8 protein-coding genes are annotated in these 14,909 nt (G+C 47.3%); 2 read left to right on the top strand and 6 right to left on the bottom strand.

Annotated features, from left to right (window positions below):
- Position 1: 1 nt before the first annotated feature.
- Positions 2–1,789 carry a glycerophosphodiester phosphodiesterase family protein gene (locus CWE08_RS02645; protein WP_198677035.1) on the bottom strand — a complete coding sequence of 596 codons (1,788 nt, stop codon included), beginning with the start codon at positions 1,787–1,789 and terminating at the stop codon, positions 2–4.
- Positions 1,790–2,000: 211 nt separating this feature from the next.
- Here CWE08_RS02645 and CWE08_RS02640 point away from each other — a divergent pair, with 211 nt between their 5' ends.
- Positions 2,001–4,505: a zinc-dependent metalloprotease gene (locus tag CWE08_RS02640; protein ID WP_126765315.1), complete on the top strand. Its 2,505-nt coding sequence runs from the start codon at positions 2,001–2,003 to the stop codon at positions 4,503–4,505.
- 308 nt (positions 4,506–4,813) lie between these two features.
- Here the strand turns inward: CWE08_RS02640 and CWE08_RS02635 are convergent, their stop codons facing one another.
- From CWE08_RS02635 to CWE08_RS02615, 5 genes are all read right to left on the bottom strand, one after another.
- A complete protein-coding gene (locus CWE08_RS02635) occupies positions 4,814–6,904 on the bottom strand; it encodes a M13 family metallopeptidase (protein ID WP_126765313.1) in 2,091 nt (696 codons plus the stop codon).
- Between the two features lie 111 nt (positions 6,905–7,015).
- Complete coding sequence (ribA, locus tag CWE08_RS02630) at positions 7,016–7,609, bottom strand: GTP cyclohydrolase II (RefSeq protein WP_126765311.1); 594 nt, start codon at positions 7,607–7,609, stop codon at positions 7,016–7,018.
- Positions 7,610–7,720: 111 nt separating this feature from the next.
- The gene (locus tag CWE08_RS02625; protein WP_126765309.1) at positions 7,721–9,166 is read right to left on the bottom strand and encodes a phospholipase D-like domain-containing protein; all 1,446 of its coding nucleotides are present in this window, start codon (positions 9,164–9,166) and stop codon (positions 7,721–7,723) included.
- Between the two features lie 23 nt (positions 9,167–9,189).
- Positions 9,190–10,059, bottom strand: coding sequence for a sensor domain-containing diguanylate cyclase (locus CWE08_RS02620; protein WP_126765307.1), 870 nt, complete (start codon positions 10,057–10,059; stop codon positions 9,190–9,192).
- Between the two features lie 253 nt (positions 10,060–10,312).
- Positions 10,313–13,099 carry a TonB-dependent receptor gene (locus tag CWE08_RS02615; protein WP_126765305.1) on the bottom strand — a complete coding sequence of 929 codons (2,787 nt, stop codon included), beginning with the start codon at positions 13,097–13,099 and terminating at the stop codon, positions 10,313–10,315.
- A 196-nt stretch (positions 13,100–13,295) separates the two neighbouring features.
- Here CWE08_RS02615 and CWE08_RS02610 point away from each other — a divergent pair, with 196 nt between their 5' ends.
- Positions 13,296–14,867, top strand: coding sequence for a ParB-like protein (locus CWE08_RS02610; protein ID WP_126765304.1), 1,572 nt, complete (start codon positions 13,296–13,298; stop codon positions 14,865–14,867).
- The last annotated feature ends 42 nt before the right edge of the window (positions 14,868–14,909 follow it).

The raw sequence follows: 14,909 nt of genomic DNA, 5'->3' as shown, positions 1-14,909 counted from the left end.
ACTACCAAATCCAATGTTTTAAACGATATAACCATCTCTCAACCGTACTCATTTCAGCCCGTTCTTCCAACACAGCGGCAAGTAGATCGGGCCTATCGGTAATAATACCATCTACCCCAAAATCAACCATGCGGGCCATGCTTGCACTATCATTCAATGTCCATACATGAAGCTCATGATCATATTGGCGAATTCTGTTTAACCTGCTCGGTGTCACCAAAGCTTGGCGCAGCGCCAGCGTATTAAACGGTTGCCCCTCAACCCGCCCTACCGAGGTATGCACTAATAAACTGGTGCGAATATCGGCATTTATCGCTTTCGCTTGCAGTAAATCAGTGCCCGCTAACGAAGCGATCACGGTTTCTTCAGTAAATTCTAAGCGATCCAACTCCGCCATTACTTTTGCTACTAAATTGGGCATTTGTGGTGCGCCCTTTATCTCTAAATACAGACCCGCCCTACCACGCAGTAGTTCCACCGCCTCGGCCAGGGTGAGAATACGAGCGGCACGAAAATCATCGCGAAACCAACTCCCCACATCTAGATCCGCTAATTCATTACTCTGTATTTGCCAAATCGGCCGCCTATCGCCGGCAATTCGTAAGAGATCCCGATCATGCAAAATAACCAATTCACCATCCGCCGTATGGCGCACATCTAATTCAACATAGTGTGCGCCATCGGCAATTGCACGTTTAATTGCAAATTCGGTGTTCTCGGGCGTATCCCATGCATTACCGCGATGGGCAATATTCAGTACATCATCTTGTGGCGAAAACACCTGCAAGGCAACAACCACCTGAACCACAGCAAATATCACTAATACCGCTTCAATACCAACAGCGAAATAACCTACATGCCTCGGTTCATCGTCTATGGTAACACCGCGATTTCGTTTACAACGGCGATGATAAAGCTTAAGAATCAGCAAACTATTCACGCTAACACCTAAGAAACCCGCCGCTAAATTCACCAAAGCATAACTGAATAAAAGGCCCACAATCACAGCGAGCACCAACAGATGCTGAGGGGGTAAAAATTGAAATATAAGCCAACCAAGATTATCGAATAAAAACGATACGAGTAGCGGAATAGTTGCTACTACACCAGCGATGCTGAGAACCGTGAAAGCTATTTTTCGGCGCGCACCACAAGTGAGTTCGGCGCTTCTTTTTAAGGCTGCAATGGGTTTGAGGTTTTCCAGAAGCATTACGGGTAACGCTAAAATCCACCGCAGATACAGGCTACCATTCACTAGAGCTACAACAATGCCGGCAATTATTAACAGGGCTAAAAACTGCCAGAGTTCTGGTGGATAGTTATTCACCACAAAATAAATATCATAGCCGCCAAGCAATTGTTCGAACGCCCAAGCTAATAACAAGAGCACCGGCGCCAACAGCGCAAGGTGCGCGGCCACTTGCATGCCAGAGAGTTTCAAGAGCTGCGGTAACCGCTTACAAATCACCCATAAGGCGCCCGCTGCGGTGTGAAAGCGCCCCCTAGCATCCCGTGTGGCGATTAACATCATACCGGCGTGTTGCAAAAAAATAAGCATGGCTGCCAAGGTGGCAGAGAGCAATAGCCACAACACACCTACTGGGTTTATGGCAAAAAGCAGTAACTCTTCGTTGCCGATCATATCGCTACCGGTTAAATGGATTAAACCTGCCAGTAGCCAAGCACTAAAAGGTGCCAACAGCAAAATAGAAAGGAGTGCGAAGTATAAATGGAACGCGAGTAATGGCCTTCGGTGATACCGAATCGCCGCTAAAATATGTCGAGGCATGGCGCGCAATGAAATCATGCGCTCAGTGTAGCTTGCTTGGCTAAGCCTTGAAAATAAATCTTTAGCTATATTTGTTTTAGCTTTAACCCGTTATTTGTGGGTTTTACGTACCCTTTTATCGCAAATACACACTTTTTTCCGTTTTCACTTTGTTAATTTTCCGTAAGAATAGATAGAATCAGAGTGTTAACTAATCAGGGAACCCTTAATCATGAAAAAAACACTGATCGCAAGCAGCCTAGCTGCCATTCTTTTTTCATCGCTTACTTACGCTGAAGAAGCAAAGGAAGCTGAAGAAGAAGACAAAACGTATAGTGAAATCGTACAAGATTTAACTAAAGCTGAAGGTTTATTTAACTTTTATCAAGATGAAGAAACTGGCGCAATGCAGTTTTCGATTTCAGAAGAGCAGTTAGATAAGCCATTCATCTATTTCGCCGCCACTGTAGATGGTGTAGTAGAAGCCGGACATTTCCGGGGAAACTATCGCGATACCAAACTGATTGAGTTTCGCCGTTATTTTGATCGCATTGATGTGGTAGTGCTCAACAACAATTTCTACTTCAACGACGAGAGCGCTTTATATCGCGCTAAAGATGCCAATATCAGCGAAGCCACCGTAGCTAGCTTAAAAATTAAAGAAGAAAGCGAAGGCCGGATTTTGCTCGATGGTAACGAATTATTCGTGAGTGAAGCTTTGCATCGGGTAGCGCCATGGGCGAATCCAAATAGCCAAGGCCCATCGTTTTCGCTAGGTAGCTTAAGCCAAGGCCAATCACGCATTGTGAATCAACGCGCTTACGAAGATAATATGGATATCGTAGTGGATTATGTTTTCAATAATCCTAATCCTGTGGTTTGGGGCAGCGGTGGGGTTACCGATCCGCGTTCTATCTCCATTAAACTACAACATTCCTTTATTGAAATCCCAGAAAACGATTTCCAACCTCGCCGTGATGACGCTCGCGTAGGCTACTTTGGTCAGCAGTTCACGAATATGACCACTGCCGATTGGGCCCCCTTTAACGATGTGATTAATCGTTGGCACTTAGTGAAAAAAGATCCTTCTGCCGAGCTATCTGAGCCGGTGGAACCTATTGTTTGGTGGATTGAAAACACTACGCCAGAAGAGTGGCGCGATGTAGTGGCTGAAGGTATTTTGGCTTGGAATAAAGCATTCGAAACCGCTGGTTTCCTAAACGCCATTGAAGTACGTGTACAACCTGACGATGCCGAATGGGATGCTGGCGACATTAACTATAATGTTGTGCGCTGGACTTCTTCCCCACGCCCACCGTTTGGCGGTTACGGCCCATCATTGGCAAACCCATTAACAGGCCAGCTAATTGGCGCTGATATCATGATGGAATACGTGTACATGACGAACCGTTGGTTAGAAGATCAACTTCACGGTGAAGCAGAGCACAACCATCAAGGCCAAGAACTTTACTGTAGCCAAGGCCACTTGATTCATCAAAACCTAATCGCTGGCAGCGCAATGGCGGATTTATTAGGCGCAGAATCAATTGAAGAAAATGAATTACTTCGCCAAGGTATGATTCATGTGATTTTGCATGAAGTGGGCCACACGCTGGGCTTAAACCACAACATGAAGGCCTCTATCCTTTGGGATGAAAATGAAGTTCATGATGCTGAACTAACCCAAGGTGTGCTTACCGGTTCAGTGATGGATTATGCCCCAGTGAATATTGCACCGCCGGGCACTGAGCAAGGTGATTATTATCAATACGTAGTGGGGCCTTATGATGAGTGGGCTATCGAATATGGTTACTCACAAGGTCTGGATGATCCAGAAGCGGAAGAAGCGCGCTTAGAGGCAATTTTGAGCCGTTCTCATGAGCATGCGTTAGCCTTTGGTAATGATGCCGATGATATGCGTGCACCGGGCCGCCACATCGATCCGAACATTATGATTGGTGATATGTCTTCGAACCCAGTGGCTTACGCTGTGGGCCGTTTTGCTGTGGTAAATGATACGCTGAGTAACTTGCTAGAGCGTTCACGCGTAGAAGGCGAATCACATCAGCGTACAGCTACTTCAGCAAGCCGCTTGTTTGGCCAGTACGCAAGCCAAGCGGGTGTGATTACGCGCCAGGTTGGTGGTGTTTATATTGAACGTGCTGTAGTAGGACAAGCGGATGATGTGAAACCATTTACACCGGTACCACGTGAACGCCAAAAAGCGGCCATTCAAGCGCTGAAAGATTATGTATATTCGCCTGATGTACTCACTAACATGGAACCTGTGTTGGCATACATGCAGCGCCAGCGCCGTGGTTTCAGCCATTATGGCAATAATGAAGATCCACAATTCCATGAAATGATCTTGAATATGCAGCGCAATACCTTTAATCACTTGTTGCACCCGGCGGTGTTGCAACGGATTACTGATTCCACGCGTTACGGCAATGAATATCCATTGCATGAAGTGATGGGTGATCTTACCGATGCAGTATTCCAAGCTGATAAAGCGCTCTCCACAACAGCGAAGAACTTACAAATCGAGTATGTCACTCGCTTGCTCGCTGTTGCTGGTATTGAGGGTAGCTCAAGCTACGATAATATGAGTAAGGTTGCGGCAACTGCGCAATTGAATCGTATTAAAGCAATGCGCGCGCCGCGTCGCTCGGATTTCGAAGCTACTGCACATTACGATTATCTTCGCATGATGATCAATCGGGCGATGGAGAGTTAAACTTCCCCTCACCCACTGAAAAAGGCCCCGCGGGGCCTTTTTTATTTGTTCGATTTCTCACACCCGAGGGGCGCAGCCAGAATCGGAGCTAGCAAGGCATAATCGAAGCGATTGAGGGAGCGTACATGCAGTACGTGACCGATTGAGCTTCGATTATAACGCCGCTAGCGTCGATTTCTCACACCCGAGGGCGCAGCCAGAATCGGGGCTAGCAAGGCATAATTGAAGCGATTGAGGGAGCGTACAAATAGTACGTGACCGATTGAGCTTCGATTATAACGCCGCTAGCGTTGATTCTGGCAAGCCTCCTACCAGAGGATTACACGCTCTTCTGGAGCCAAATACATCCCATCACCTTCCTGCACATCAAACGCTTCGTAGAAGCCTGGGATGTTACGCGGTGCACCTAGGGCGCGATATTTGCCTGGTGAGTGCGGGCCGCGGGCTAATTGCGCGCGCATGGCGTCGTCGCGGAACTTGATTTTCCAGATTTGTGCCCAGCTGATGAAGAACCGTTGTTCACCGGTGAAACCGTCCATTACTGGTGATGATTCGCCGTCTAACGATTTCTGATAAGCACGATAGGCACTTAGGAGGCCTACGTGATCGCCAATGTTCTCACCGAGCGATACGCGGCCGTCGACGTTCATACCTGGAAGCGGCTCGAATTGCGAATATTGCTCAACGAGGATGTTGGCTTTGGCTTCGAACTGTTCGCGGTCTTGCTCGGTCCACCAGTTGGCTAGGTTGCCACCGCCGTCGTAACGAGAGCCTTGATCATCAAAGCCGTGGCCAATTTCGTGGCCGATTACGGCGCCGATGCCGCCGTAATTTACGGCGTCTTCTGCGTTCATATCAAAGAACGGTGGTTGCAGAATACCGGCTGGGAACACAATTTCGTTCGCGGTTGGGCTGTAGTAAGCATTTACGGTTTGCGGCGTCATACCCCAACGTGTGCGATCTACTGGCTGGCCTAAATCCGCGATATTTTCGTCGTAGCTAAATTGCGATACACGAATTGTGTTGCCGATTAAATCGTCGGCGGAAACTTGCAGTGCTGAATAATCTTTCCACTCATCGGGATAACCGATTTTCGGCGTAAAGTTGTTTAACTTGTCGAGCGCTTTTTCTTTCGTTTCGGCGGTCATCCACTCGAGGCCTTCGATAGATTCTTCCATAGCTTCGAGAAGATTATCGATTAGCTCACCCATGCGTTCTTTGGCTGCTGGTGGGAAATGACGAGCAACGTATTCTTGGCCTAATACTTCACCGAGGGCCCCATTTGTGGCTTGTACGCCACGCTTCCAACGCTCTTGTTGTTCTGGCGTACCGTTTAGTGTTGTGGCATAAAAATCAAATTGGATATCAGCCACTTCTTTGTGTAATCGCGATGCGAACGAACCCATTAAGCGAACTTGCAGGTAATCTTTCCAGGTTTGCAGATCGGTTTCGGTGTAAAGTTCGCCGAGCGCTTCAATGTATGATGGTGTATTTACAATCACGTATTCGGCATGATCGATACCGGCTACTTCGGCCATGGCGTCGTAGTCTACGCTACCCATTAACTCTCGTACTTCGTCGATGGTCATTTTGTTGTAGCGGGCTTCTGCGTCGCGGATTTCCGCACGGGTCCAATGATGTCCGGCTAGCGTGTATTCTAAATCATATATGCGTTGTGCTGCGGCTTCGGCATCAGTGTGGCCGGCTGCAGTGAGCATGTCGCTCATGTATTGCACGTATTTTTGACGAATATTCTCGAAATCTTCGCTATCGCGGAAATAATAATCACGATCGGGTAAACCTAAACCGGCTTGGCTTAGGTGAAGGGCATAGATTTCTGGGTTCTTGGCATCGGTTGAAACGTAAAACCCAAAAGGCCCACCTAAACCACTGCGGCGCATATCTGCCATGGTTGTCGTTAATTCAGCGTGGCTTTTGATACCAGCAATACGGTCTAGCATAGGCTGAACTGGTGTTATACCTAGCTCTTCAATGCGATCTTCATTCATGAAGCTGGCGAAGAAATCACCAATTTTTTGTTCGTTTGAACCTGGCTCGGCCGAGGTGGCTGCGGCATCTTCAATGATGCTACGTAGCCGTATTTCATTTTCTTCGGCGAGCATATTGAACGCACCATAAGTGGAGCGATCTGAAGGGATTTCGGTATTGTTGTACCAAGTACCATTTACGAACATGAACAAATCGTCTTGCGGACGCACGTCCATATCGAAATCTTCAAGCATTAAGCCAGAGGTGAGCTGTTGTTCAGCTTGTTGGCTCTGTTGTTGATTTTCCTGCTGGTTCTGCTGAGCGTTATTTTGCGGTTGTTCTGCTGGTGAGCAAGCTACTAGGCCTAATGCCAAGGCAATGCTTGCGGCTACCAAAGTTACCTTCTTCATTTCGTATCCACCTAAATTATGTAATAAGAGTGTTACAACACATACAGTTTAAGGCTTTCAGGGTACTTTGGCAAAGTTCTCACGCCGCACTCACGGCGTGTTGGTCGCAAATTACAGCAGGTGGCCGAATTTCTTCGTTTTTGTGGCAAGATAGTACTCGTTGTGCGGTGTACCTTCAGTGCGGTGAGGAATACGCTCTACAACTTTAACGCCACACTCAGCTAGTTTTTCTAGTTTCTTGGGGTTGTTTGTCATCAAGCGAATTGATTGCACCCCCAACTCGGCCAACATGCCTGCGGCGATATCATATTCCCGAGCATCGGCCACAAAACCCAGGATCTCGTTAGCCTCTACTGTATCGAGACCTTTATCTTGCTCAGCGTATGCACGAATTTTATTTAGTAAACCAATACCACGGCCTTCTTGACGCAGATATACGATAATGCCGCGGCCTTCATTGGCGATTTTGCGCATTGCCGCTTCAAGTTGCGGGCCACAATCGCAGCGTTGGCTAAATAAAGCATCGCCGGTTAAGCATTCTGAATGCACACGCGCCAGCACAGGCTCATCTGTGGTGATATCACCAAGTGTTAACGCTACATGTTCTTTGCCTTTCGGATCTTCAAAGCCTACCAAAGTAAACTCGGCAAACTGGGTTGGCAAACGGGTTTGTGCAACGATTTTCATTTTAGCAACGTTGGTCATGAATACTGCTCTCATTCAGCAACTAGGAACCGCGCGATTATAGCAGGAAGGCAAAATAATTGCGCGTTTAGCGATGGGTTAAAGCTCGATTGCACTCATCGGAACGTTACCTTAAAAGGTACTAAGGCCAGTGGCTTCCATCACCCGATAAAGCAACCGATACCAAAGGCTAGCGTTGGCATATACCTCGTAATTAAGGCTAAATTCCTTGCCCTCCACGTTCTGCCATTGGTTATCGAACCACTGCTTGCCATGTGCTAAAGGCTCTGCCGTAAGCGCCCCACTTAACACAACACTGGTTTCGAGATTCAAGTTGTGTAAATTGCGGCGGGTAAAATTGGTAGAGCCTAACAGCATAGTACCCTGCCCCTCAGCATTTTCATGATAAACCCATTTTGAGTGGCACTGCTCACCATTTGTAGCGCACCACCTGACATCAACGCCTGCTTGCACAAGTTCATGAGCTACCGGACGATTGGGTACACCGTTTTTCTCGCGGCCAAAAGCATCTTTATTGGCATCCAGCAATACACGAACATGTGCGCCGCGTAATGATGCCTCGCGTAACGCGCGGATCACCTGACGATCAGATAAATAGAAAGCCGCCATATCCAGCTGCTCACCCGCTTCGGCTTGGTGAATAATAGCTAATAGAGCTCGCTCTACCGAACGTTCCGTAACAACCTGTAAGCGAACCGTATCTTCATTCAATGCAGGCTCAGCTACATCCGGCTCGGATACTCTCCCTTTGCCATAACCGATTTCCGGACCATCTGAAAACGCCAATACCGCTGCTTCTGTTGCCAACAAATCCCAGGCTGCGGCCCCACTAAAACGCAAAGCCACGTTACTGTGAGCACTGCTGCCATCGTGGGGGTTGGCCGAGGTAACCAGTGCATTCAGCGTTTGTTTATTATCGGCGAGAATTACTTTTCGATGGTTTGCTTTAAAATTCAGCAACGCCAAATAGCTACGCAGAGAAACACGGCCCTCAGTAAAGGGATTTGGTAATGTTGTTCCTTCACTATTGGCAAAAGGTTGGGCAAATATTCGCCACCACGCAGAGTATAGTGGATTGCTATCACGCAAACGGCTTAAGTTGGTGAGAGTTACCGTGATACCCGCCGCCTCTAGCTCTGCAAATTGAGGCGAAGGGCGGCCGCCATATAAGCTATTCAAGGGATCCGAAATAACATGCATTTCTACTTGCGGGAATTGTTGTTTATGCGCAATGAGGGCTGCGGTGAGCTCAGAGGAAAGCGGCCGATAAGTTTCACCCAATTCGCCCTGAAAATTGTTAAACAAAAACATATCTACCAATACAAATTCTCGGGCGTTGGCAATCATCGCAAGCACTTCATCGAAAATTTGCTGCTCGATTTTACGTTCACCGCGAGCATCGAGATAGGTGCTATCGAATAGAAATTTAGCATTTTTAGCAGCATGTGTTGAACCGCTAAAATCTAATCCGGAAGGAAGCGGCTTATAAGCATTGTAAATGCCAACGCTGATGGTGATGAGAACACAAAGGAGGATTAATTTTTTTAAATACGTCATCTATTTACCGTGCTACATGTGAACTATTGCTTTTCTTCGGCCGCTTGGCCGCGTTTAACCGCATACATATTACCATCGGCAACGCTTAACAGCGCATCAATGTCGGCGCCATCATCCGGGTAGCAGGCTACGCCAATGCTACACGAGGGCATCTCTAGCCCCCGGAACTCAGGCCCCAAAGGCTCTGCCATCACTGTCATGATTTGTTGCACAACAGTGGTTACCGCATCCACAGAATTGATATCCGTTAGTAGTACGGTAAACTCATCACCCCCCATACGCGCTACGGTGTCGGATTCCCGTAAGCACCCCTGCAAACGCTGGCCTATCGCTTGCAACACAGCATCTCCTGTGGAGTGCCCGTGCTCATCGTTAATATCTTTGAAGTTATTTACATCAAGAAACAACAAGGCAAAATTTGATTGCCGGCGACGAGCCGAGCTAAGCGCTGACCTTAGCCGATCATTGAACAATGAGCGGTTGATTAATCCCGTTAGAGGGTCGTGGTGGGCCAAAAAACGCAACTCATCTTCGGCTTCTTTCAGGGCAGTTACATCTCTTGCTACGCCAATACGAACACTTTCTTCTTCATACCAACGAGCTGACCACAAAATATAAACGATCGCCCCATCTTTTCGAATGTAGCGATTACGAAAATCTTTATGAGGTTCGCCCTGCTCAGCGCGTTTGATGGAATCTTTGGTTGCTTCCAAATCGTCTGGGTGCACGTAATCAGTAATCGTAGTGCCTTTTAGCTCAGCAGCTGTGTAGCCAAGCAAGTTTTCACAGGCATTGCTAACAAATACAATTTGGTGATCACGATCAACAACGAATACTGTATCTAACATTAAATTAATCAGCTTCGGAGCGAGCGCTTTTAAATTCACAGCCATGATAAAAAGTTCCATTTCCCCTGCGTGTAAAACGGCATGCAACCTGATGCTGTTTTATTTTCTTGCAAAGAGCATATAACAGAAACCGATGAATGCACATTTTTATAGCACTCTAGAGCAAACAAAGGTTCACCGTTTGGAATAAGCATAAAAAAAGCTGCCATTCGGCAGCTTTTTCAGTACGTAAACAAAAACTATTTTAGAATTGGGCGAACAGCAAGTTACTTAACTTCGCTATTTTTGCCCTTAGCCACTAAAACCGGCCTTTAAAGCCAACCGCGAAGGTACGGCCATATTCTTCAAACTGTAGCGTTAAGTTCGGAGAACCTTGGTACAACTCAAGTGGCTCATCGGTAATATTGGTTACTTCAAATACCAGCTCAATGTTTTCGTTAACTTTATATGAAGCCGTCCAATCTAACTGAGTATGGTCGGTGACATAGATATCATAGCGGCTATCATCACCTACTTCTGTGAGCATTTTATCGCGGTGAGAAAGGCTTACACGAGTACCAAAACGCTCACGCTCATAACCTACGTATAAGTTACCCGATAGCTCTGCCGCGTCAGGCAAAGCAAAGCTCTCACCTGGGCGTTCGAACAGCTCTAAGTCGGTATCTAATACGGTTAAGTTGGCGCCTACTAGGAAGCCTTGTAAGGCCTCTGATGTAAAGCTGTGCTGCAAGTTAAACTCCATACCAGCAATCGAAGCTTTCGTACTATTGGTTGGCCGTGTTACATCAAAGCCGGCAAATTCAGGCACATCAATTGAAGTAAGTTCTACCACATAGTTATCAATATCTTTGTAGAACGCGCCTACCGAGAGTACGCTGCCTTGGTTGTAGTACCAATCGAATACCAAATCAAAGTTCATGGCTTCGTAAGGTTTCAAATCGGGGTTACCTAAATCAACCTCGTTATCTTCGCGATCAACCGAAGCGCGTGGTGAGATATCCGAGAAGCTCGGGCGCGCTATGGTGTTTGTCCACGCACCGCGTAAAACCATATCTGGCGATAAATCATAAGCCACGTGTAAGCCAGGCAGTACGTTTGTATAATCTGAAGATACCGAACGATCGGTTACTTGCAAGCTGCCATCTTCAAGGAAATCAAGTTGATTACCCGTTGCTGAGTATTTCGTGCGCTCAACACGAGCACCGGCAATCACCCGAGTATGCTCAAGATCCCAAGTTGCCATTAAATAACCCGCAAATACATCTTCATCTGCCACAAAATCTTCAGCAATTTGCAGCTCAATGGCTTCTTGCTCATCTTGTGGGCGAAGATTGAAATCACCCCGATTCGCATTGAAGAAATCAATGTACTGGCTCGAGCTAATACCTTGGCCAAGATTACCTAAACCATAACTTGGTGAAGTTATGGTGAGCGCATCTAAACGCGCGTCTGGCACACTGCGTAGTTCGATTTCGTTTACATCAACGTCTTTATCTTTCCAACGCAAATCAACACCTGCTTGCAGTGTTAGCGCTTGGTTATTGAAGGCATACGGGAAGGTTGCATCAAAACCAACGCTATATTCGTTGTCGTCAATGATTTTTGGCTCTAATACTGCGCGATCTAGCACATAGTTGGCGTTATCAAGGTGGGTAGTATCGGCAACACCGTTGCGCAAAATTTCGAAGGTAGGAATACCTGAGCCAATCCGGTAGGTAGCATCTAAATCACCTTGATCATACTCATAACGGCCTTCGTTTTCATCCAACACACGTTCCTTGGTAGTAGAAATACCGGCGCGGTAGCTTAGATCCCAAGTTTCGAATATATGCTCACCACCGGCAGTAAAGGCTAGCGTATCTTGTTCTTTCGTGCGGAAACGAATACGGCGGCGGAATGCATCTTCTGGCATTTCCGAAACAGTAGCGAATTCACCATCAAATTCAGTTAAATCGCCATCTTCGAATACATAAATGCTCCGCTGGCGCGTTTCTGCATCTTTAAATACGCTGTAAACAGTATTAGCGAAAAACTTGGTGTTGCTATCCGGGCGGTACTCTAAGTTCAGGTTTGTACCCAAACGTTCGCGGTTCACAAAGTATTTGCGCTGTTGCGCTTCAATTATAGAGAAAACTTCGCCGTCTTCGAAATCCACCATATCGTATTCCGCTTCGATATTGTCAGATTCAAGTTTACGATCCAAATAGTTCACACCAAATGAAACGCCAAAGTTATCATTCAATACATCACTGAAGTTAAACTGCAATTTCGGGCTGGTTTCGCCACTTAATTCATTGTACGAAGCTTCTGCACGATAGCGAATACTGCGGCCATCACGATCAAATGGTGATGCGGAACGCACATCTACTGCACCGCCTATGGCATCGCCAGGCATGTTTGGCGTTGGTGCTTTTACTACCGAGATCCCTTCAACCGAGCCAGTGGGAATCACATCTAAAGGCACTGCTCGTGAACCACTTTCCGGAGTGCCAATACGCATACCGTTGATAGTTACTGTGCTCAGGCCAGCATCTACACCGCGCACACTTACGAAGCGGCCTTCACCTTGGTCGCGAGAAATCGATGCTCCAGGAATGCGCTGTAAAGATTCAGCCACGTTTTGATCTACAAATTGGCCCATATCATCGGCTTCAACGAAACTAGCTACCGCATCAGAAGCGCGATACGCATTTAGTGCTCGGTTCTGCGCTTCCCGCTGACCAGTAACGCGAATACGCTCAATGTTTTCAACGCGCGGCGCTAGTACAACATCAAGAACCTCGGTGTTTGCCCCAGCTACTTCAACTGATTGCTCAACACTTGGTAAACCAAGGTACTGAAAACGCAGAGTAACGTTGCCATCTTCCACTTGGCGAAGCACAAAACGGCCATCTTGATCCGTAAATACGCTACGTGCAGTACCAAGAATTTCAACCTGTACACCACTTAGCGGTTGGCCATTAGCATTTTTTACTTCCCCTTGCACTGTAGTAGCGGCTTGCACTACTCCAGCCATAGGTAAAGCGAGTGCAAGTAGCACTGCTTGCGTAGTTACTTTTCGAGAGAACCGTGGCGTTCGCAACATTGTGGGTACCTTCAATAAAATTGTAATGAAAAGACCGCACAACGGTATAGAAACTAAATGACGCTTTTACGCAGTTCCTGTTACAGATCAGCGACAATTCAGTTACAAGACAAAGAATCGACGCTGTTTTGTCATCGAATAGTCATTAAAAGTTGCTATATTGAAAGCATAAAATAAACTGGAGCGAAACCTTCTCATGCCAATATTTCATGCATTTTTTCATGCATTTCCTCGTGAATTTCCCAGTGCTGTTTCAACGCTCGCTCTGCGGATTGCAGCGGCCATGATTGCAAGTGCTATTCTGTTACAGTTACTCACTGCAAATGTTGCCCATGCTCAAGCACAAGCCCCGAGGGTAAATCAGGTGATTGAGGTGGAACTGCGTGAGTTGCACCCCACTCAAGGGGTTATCGCGCACGCCCAAGTAGCTTATAAACTCAACCGCTATCGCTTTGAACCACAAAAACAATTGGATGATATTTGTGAGGCCCGTGGGCTAGGCCGAGCAAGCCAAGAGCAAACGCCGGAGGCGCGTAGCGATCAACCAAACTGCACAGGCGATGGCAAAGCTCGCAAACAAAGCGATCTGAAAACCGCTGTGGTAGGCCCGGGAGGTCAGCTTTATCTAACGGATGGCCACCATACGTTTTCTACGTTTTATGAAATGCCCGAAGGTGGCCCTAGCTTTCAGGTGAGCGTGTTAATTACGGCGGATAAATCAGAACTTACCGAGGCTGAATTCTGGCGTTGGATGCAGCAAAATCAATTAACATGGCTGCGTGATGCTAACGGCGAAATGATAAGCTGGCAGGCTCTACCTGCTTCGCTCGGGCGGGCTAATCTGGCTAACGATGATTTTCGGGCGGCCATGTATTTTTTACGCGATCTAGTATGGCGCAAGCCCAACCCCTCAGTGCCATTTGTTGAATTCTATTGGGCTAATCATTTGCGCCAACAAGCAATGTTACAGCCTCCTGCTAATCTTACGGATATACACGCCTACATGCGTTGGCTGAGTAAATTAGCGGGCTATGTGAGTGGCATGAACGGAAGCGTAGTAATCAATGAAAATGGCTCGGGCGGCCAACGAAGCGCTGGCGAACTGGGTAAGTTTGTTGCGGGTACCGAGCGGGAACTCGATGCACTTATTTGCGATAACCGCGAACTAGGTAAACTCGCGTTTGCGTTACTTGATAATAACGCCGCTGAATTGAAAGATTGTATTCCCAATCAGCAACCGATTGCAGGAAGCCAAATGGCGGTTGCCGAAAACCTCACCCTAGCGATGATTGAAATCAGCAGTGGCAGCCAACAGAAATGGCAGCAAAATCACGACAATGAGAATTGGTTGGAGTGGGAGCTGCAAAACGGTAGCCCACGTTGGGTTGAGTTTTTGGGTTACCCGGCGAACTACGGCATTATTCCAAATACCCTATTATCAAAATCAGCAGGTGGGGATGGCGATCCTCTTGATGTTCTCGTGCTCGGTTCGCCTTTGCCACAGGGCACGCTGATCCCAGTGCGGATTATCGGCATTATGACAATGCTCGATGGCGGCGAACAAGACGATAAGCTTATCGCGGTAGACCCAAGCCACCCAGTTTTCGGCGCAGTAACCGATATTGCCGAGCTCACTGAAACACACCCGGCAATTCCGCAGATTCTGCAACTCTGGTTCGAGAACTACAAGGGCGAGAACGGCTCAGTTACCGATGTGCGTTTTCAGGAGCGAGTGAGTGCGCTTGCGGTATTAGAGCTGGCGCAGTAGCTCAATAATCTTTTGTGTGTTGGCTCTAATGCCTTGTTACTT

This window comes from Aliidiomarina iranensis (assembly GCF_003987135.1).
In the GTDB taxonomy this organism is placed as follows: domain Bacteria; phylum Pseudomonadota; class Gammaproteobacteria; order Enterobacterales; family Alteromonadaceae; genus Aliidiomarina; species Aliidiomarina iranensis.
Note: the sequence above shows the minus strand (reverse complement) of the source record. Positions and strands in the feature narration are given on the sequence as shown.

Coding starts and splice junctions, on each gene's coding strand:
- CWE08_RS02645 (WP_198677035.1), bottom strand. CDS start 1,789: ATGCCTCGACATATTTTAGCGGCGATTCGGTATCACCGAAGGCCATTA.
- CWE08_RS02640 (WP_126765315.1), top strand. CDS start 2,001: ATGAAAAAAACACTGATCGCAAGCAGCCTAGCTGCCATTCTTTTTTCA.
- CWE08_RS02635 (WP_126765313.1), bottom strand. CDS start 6,904: ATGAAGAAGGTAACTTTGGTAGCCGCAAGCATTGCCTTGGCATTAGGC.
- ribA (WP_126765311.1), bottom strand. CDS start 7,609: ATGACCAACGTTGCTAAAATGAAAATCGTTGCACAAACCCGTTTGCCA.
- CWE08_RS02625 (WP_126765309.1), bottom strand. CDS start 9,166: ATGACGTATTTAAAAAAATTAATCCTCCTTTGTGTTCTCATCACCATC.
- CWE08_RS02620 (WP_126765307.1), bottom strand. CDS start 10,059: ATGGCTGTGAATTTAAAAGCGCTCGCTCCGAAGCTGATTAATTTAATG.
- CWE08_RS02615 (WP_126765305.1), bottom strand. CDS start 13,099: ATGTTGCGAACGCCACGGTTCTCTCGAAAAGTAACTACGCAAGCAGTG.
- CWE08_RS02610 (WP_126765304.1), top strand. CDS start 13,296: ATGCCAATATTTCATGCATTTTTTCATGCATTTCCTCGTGAATTTCCC.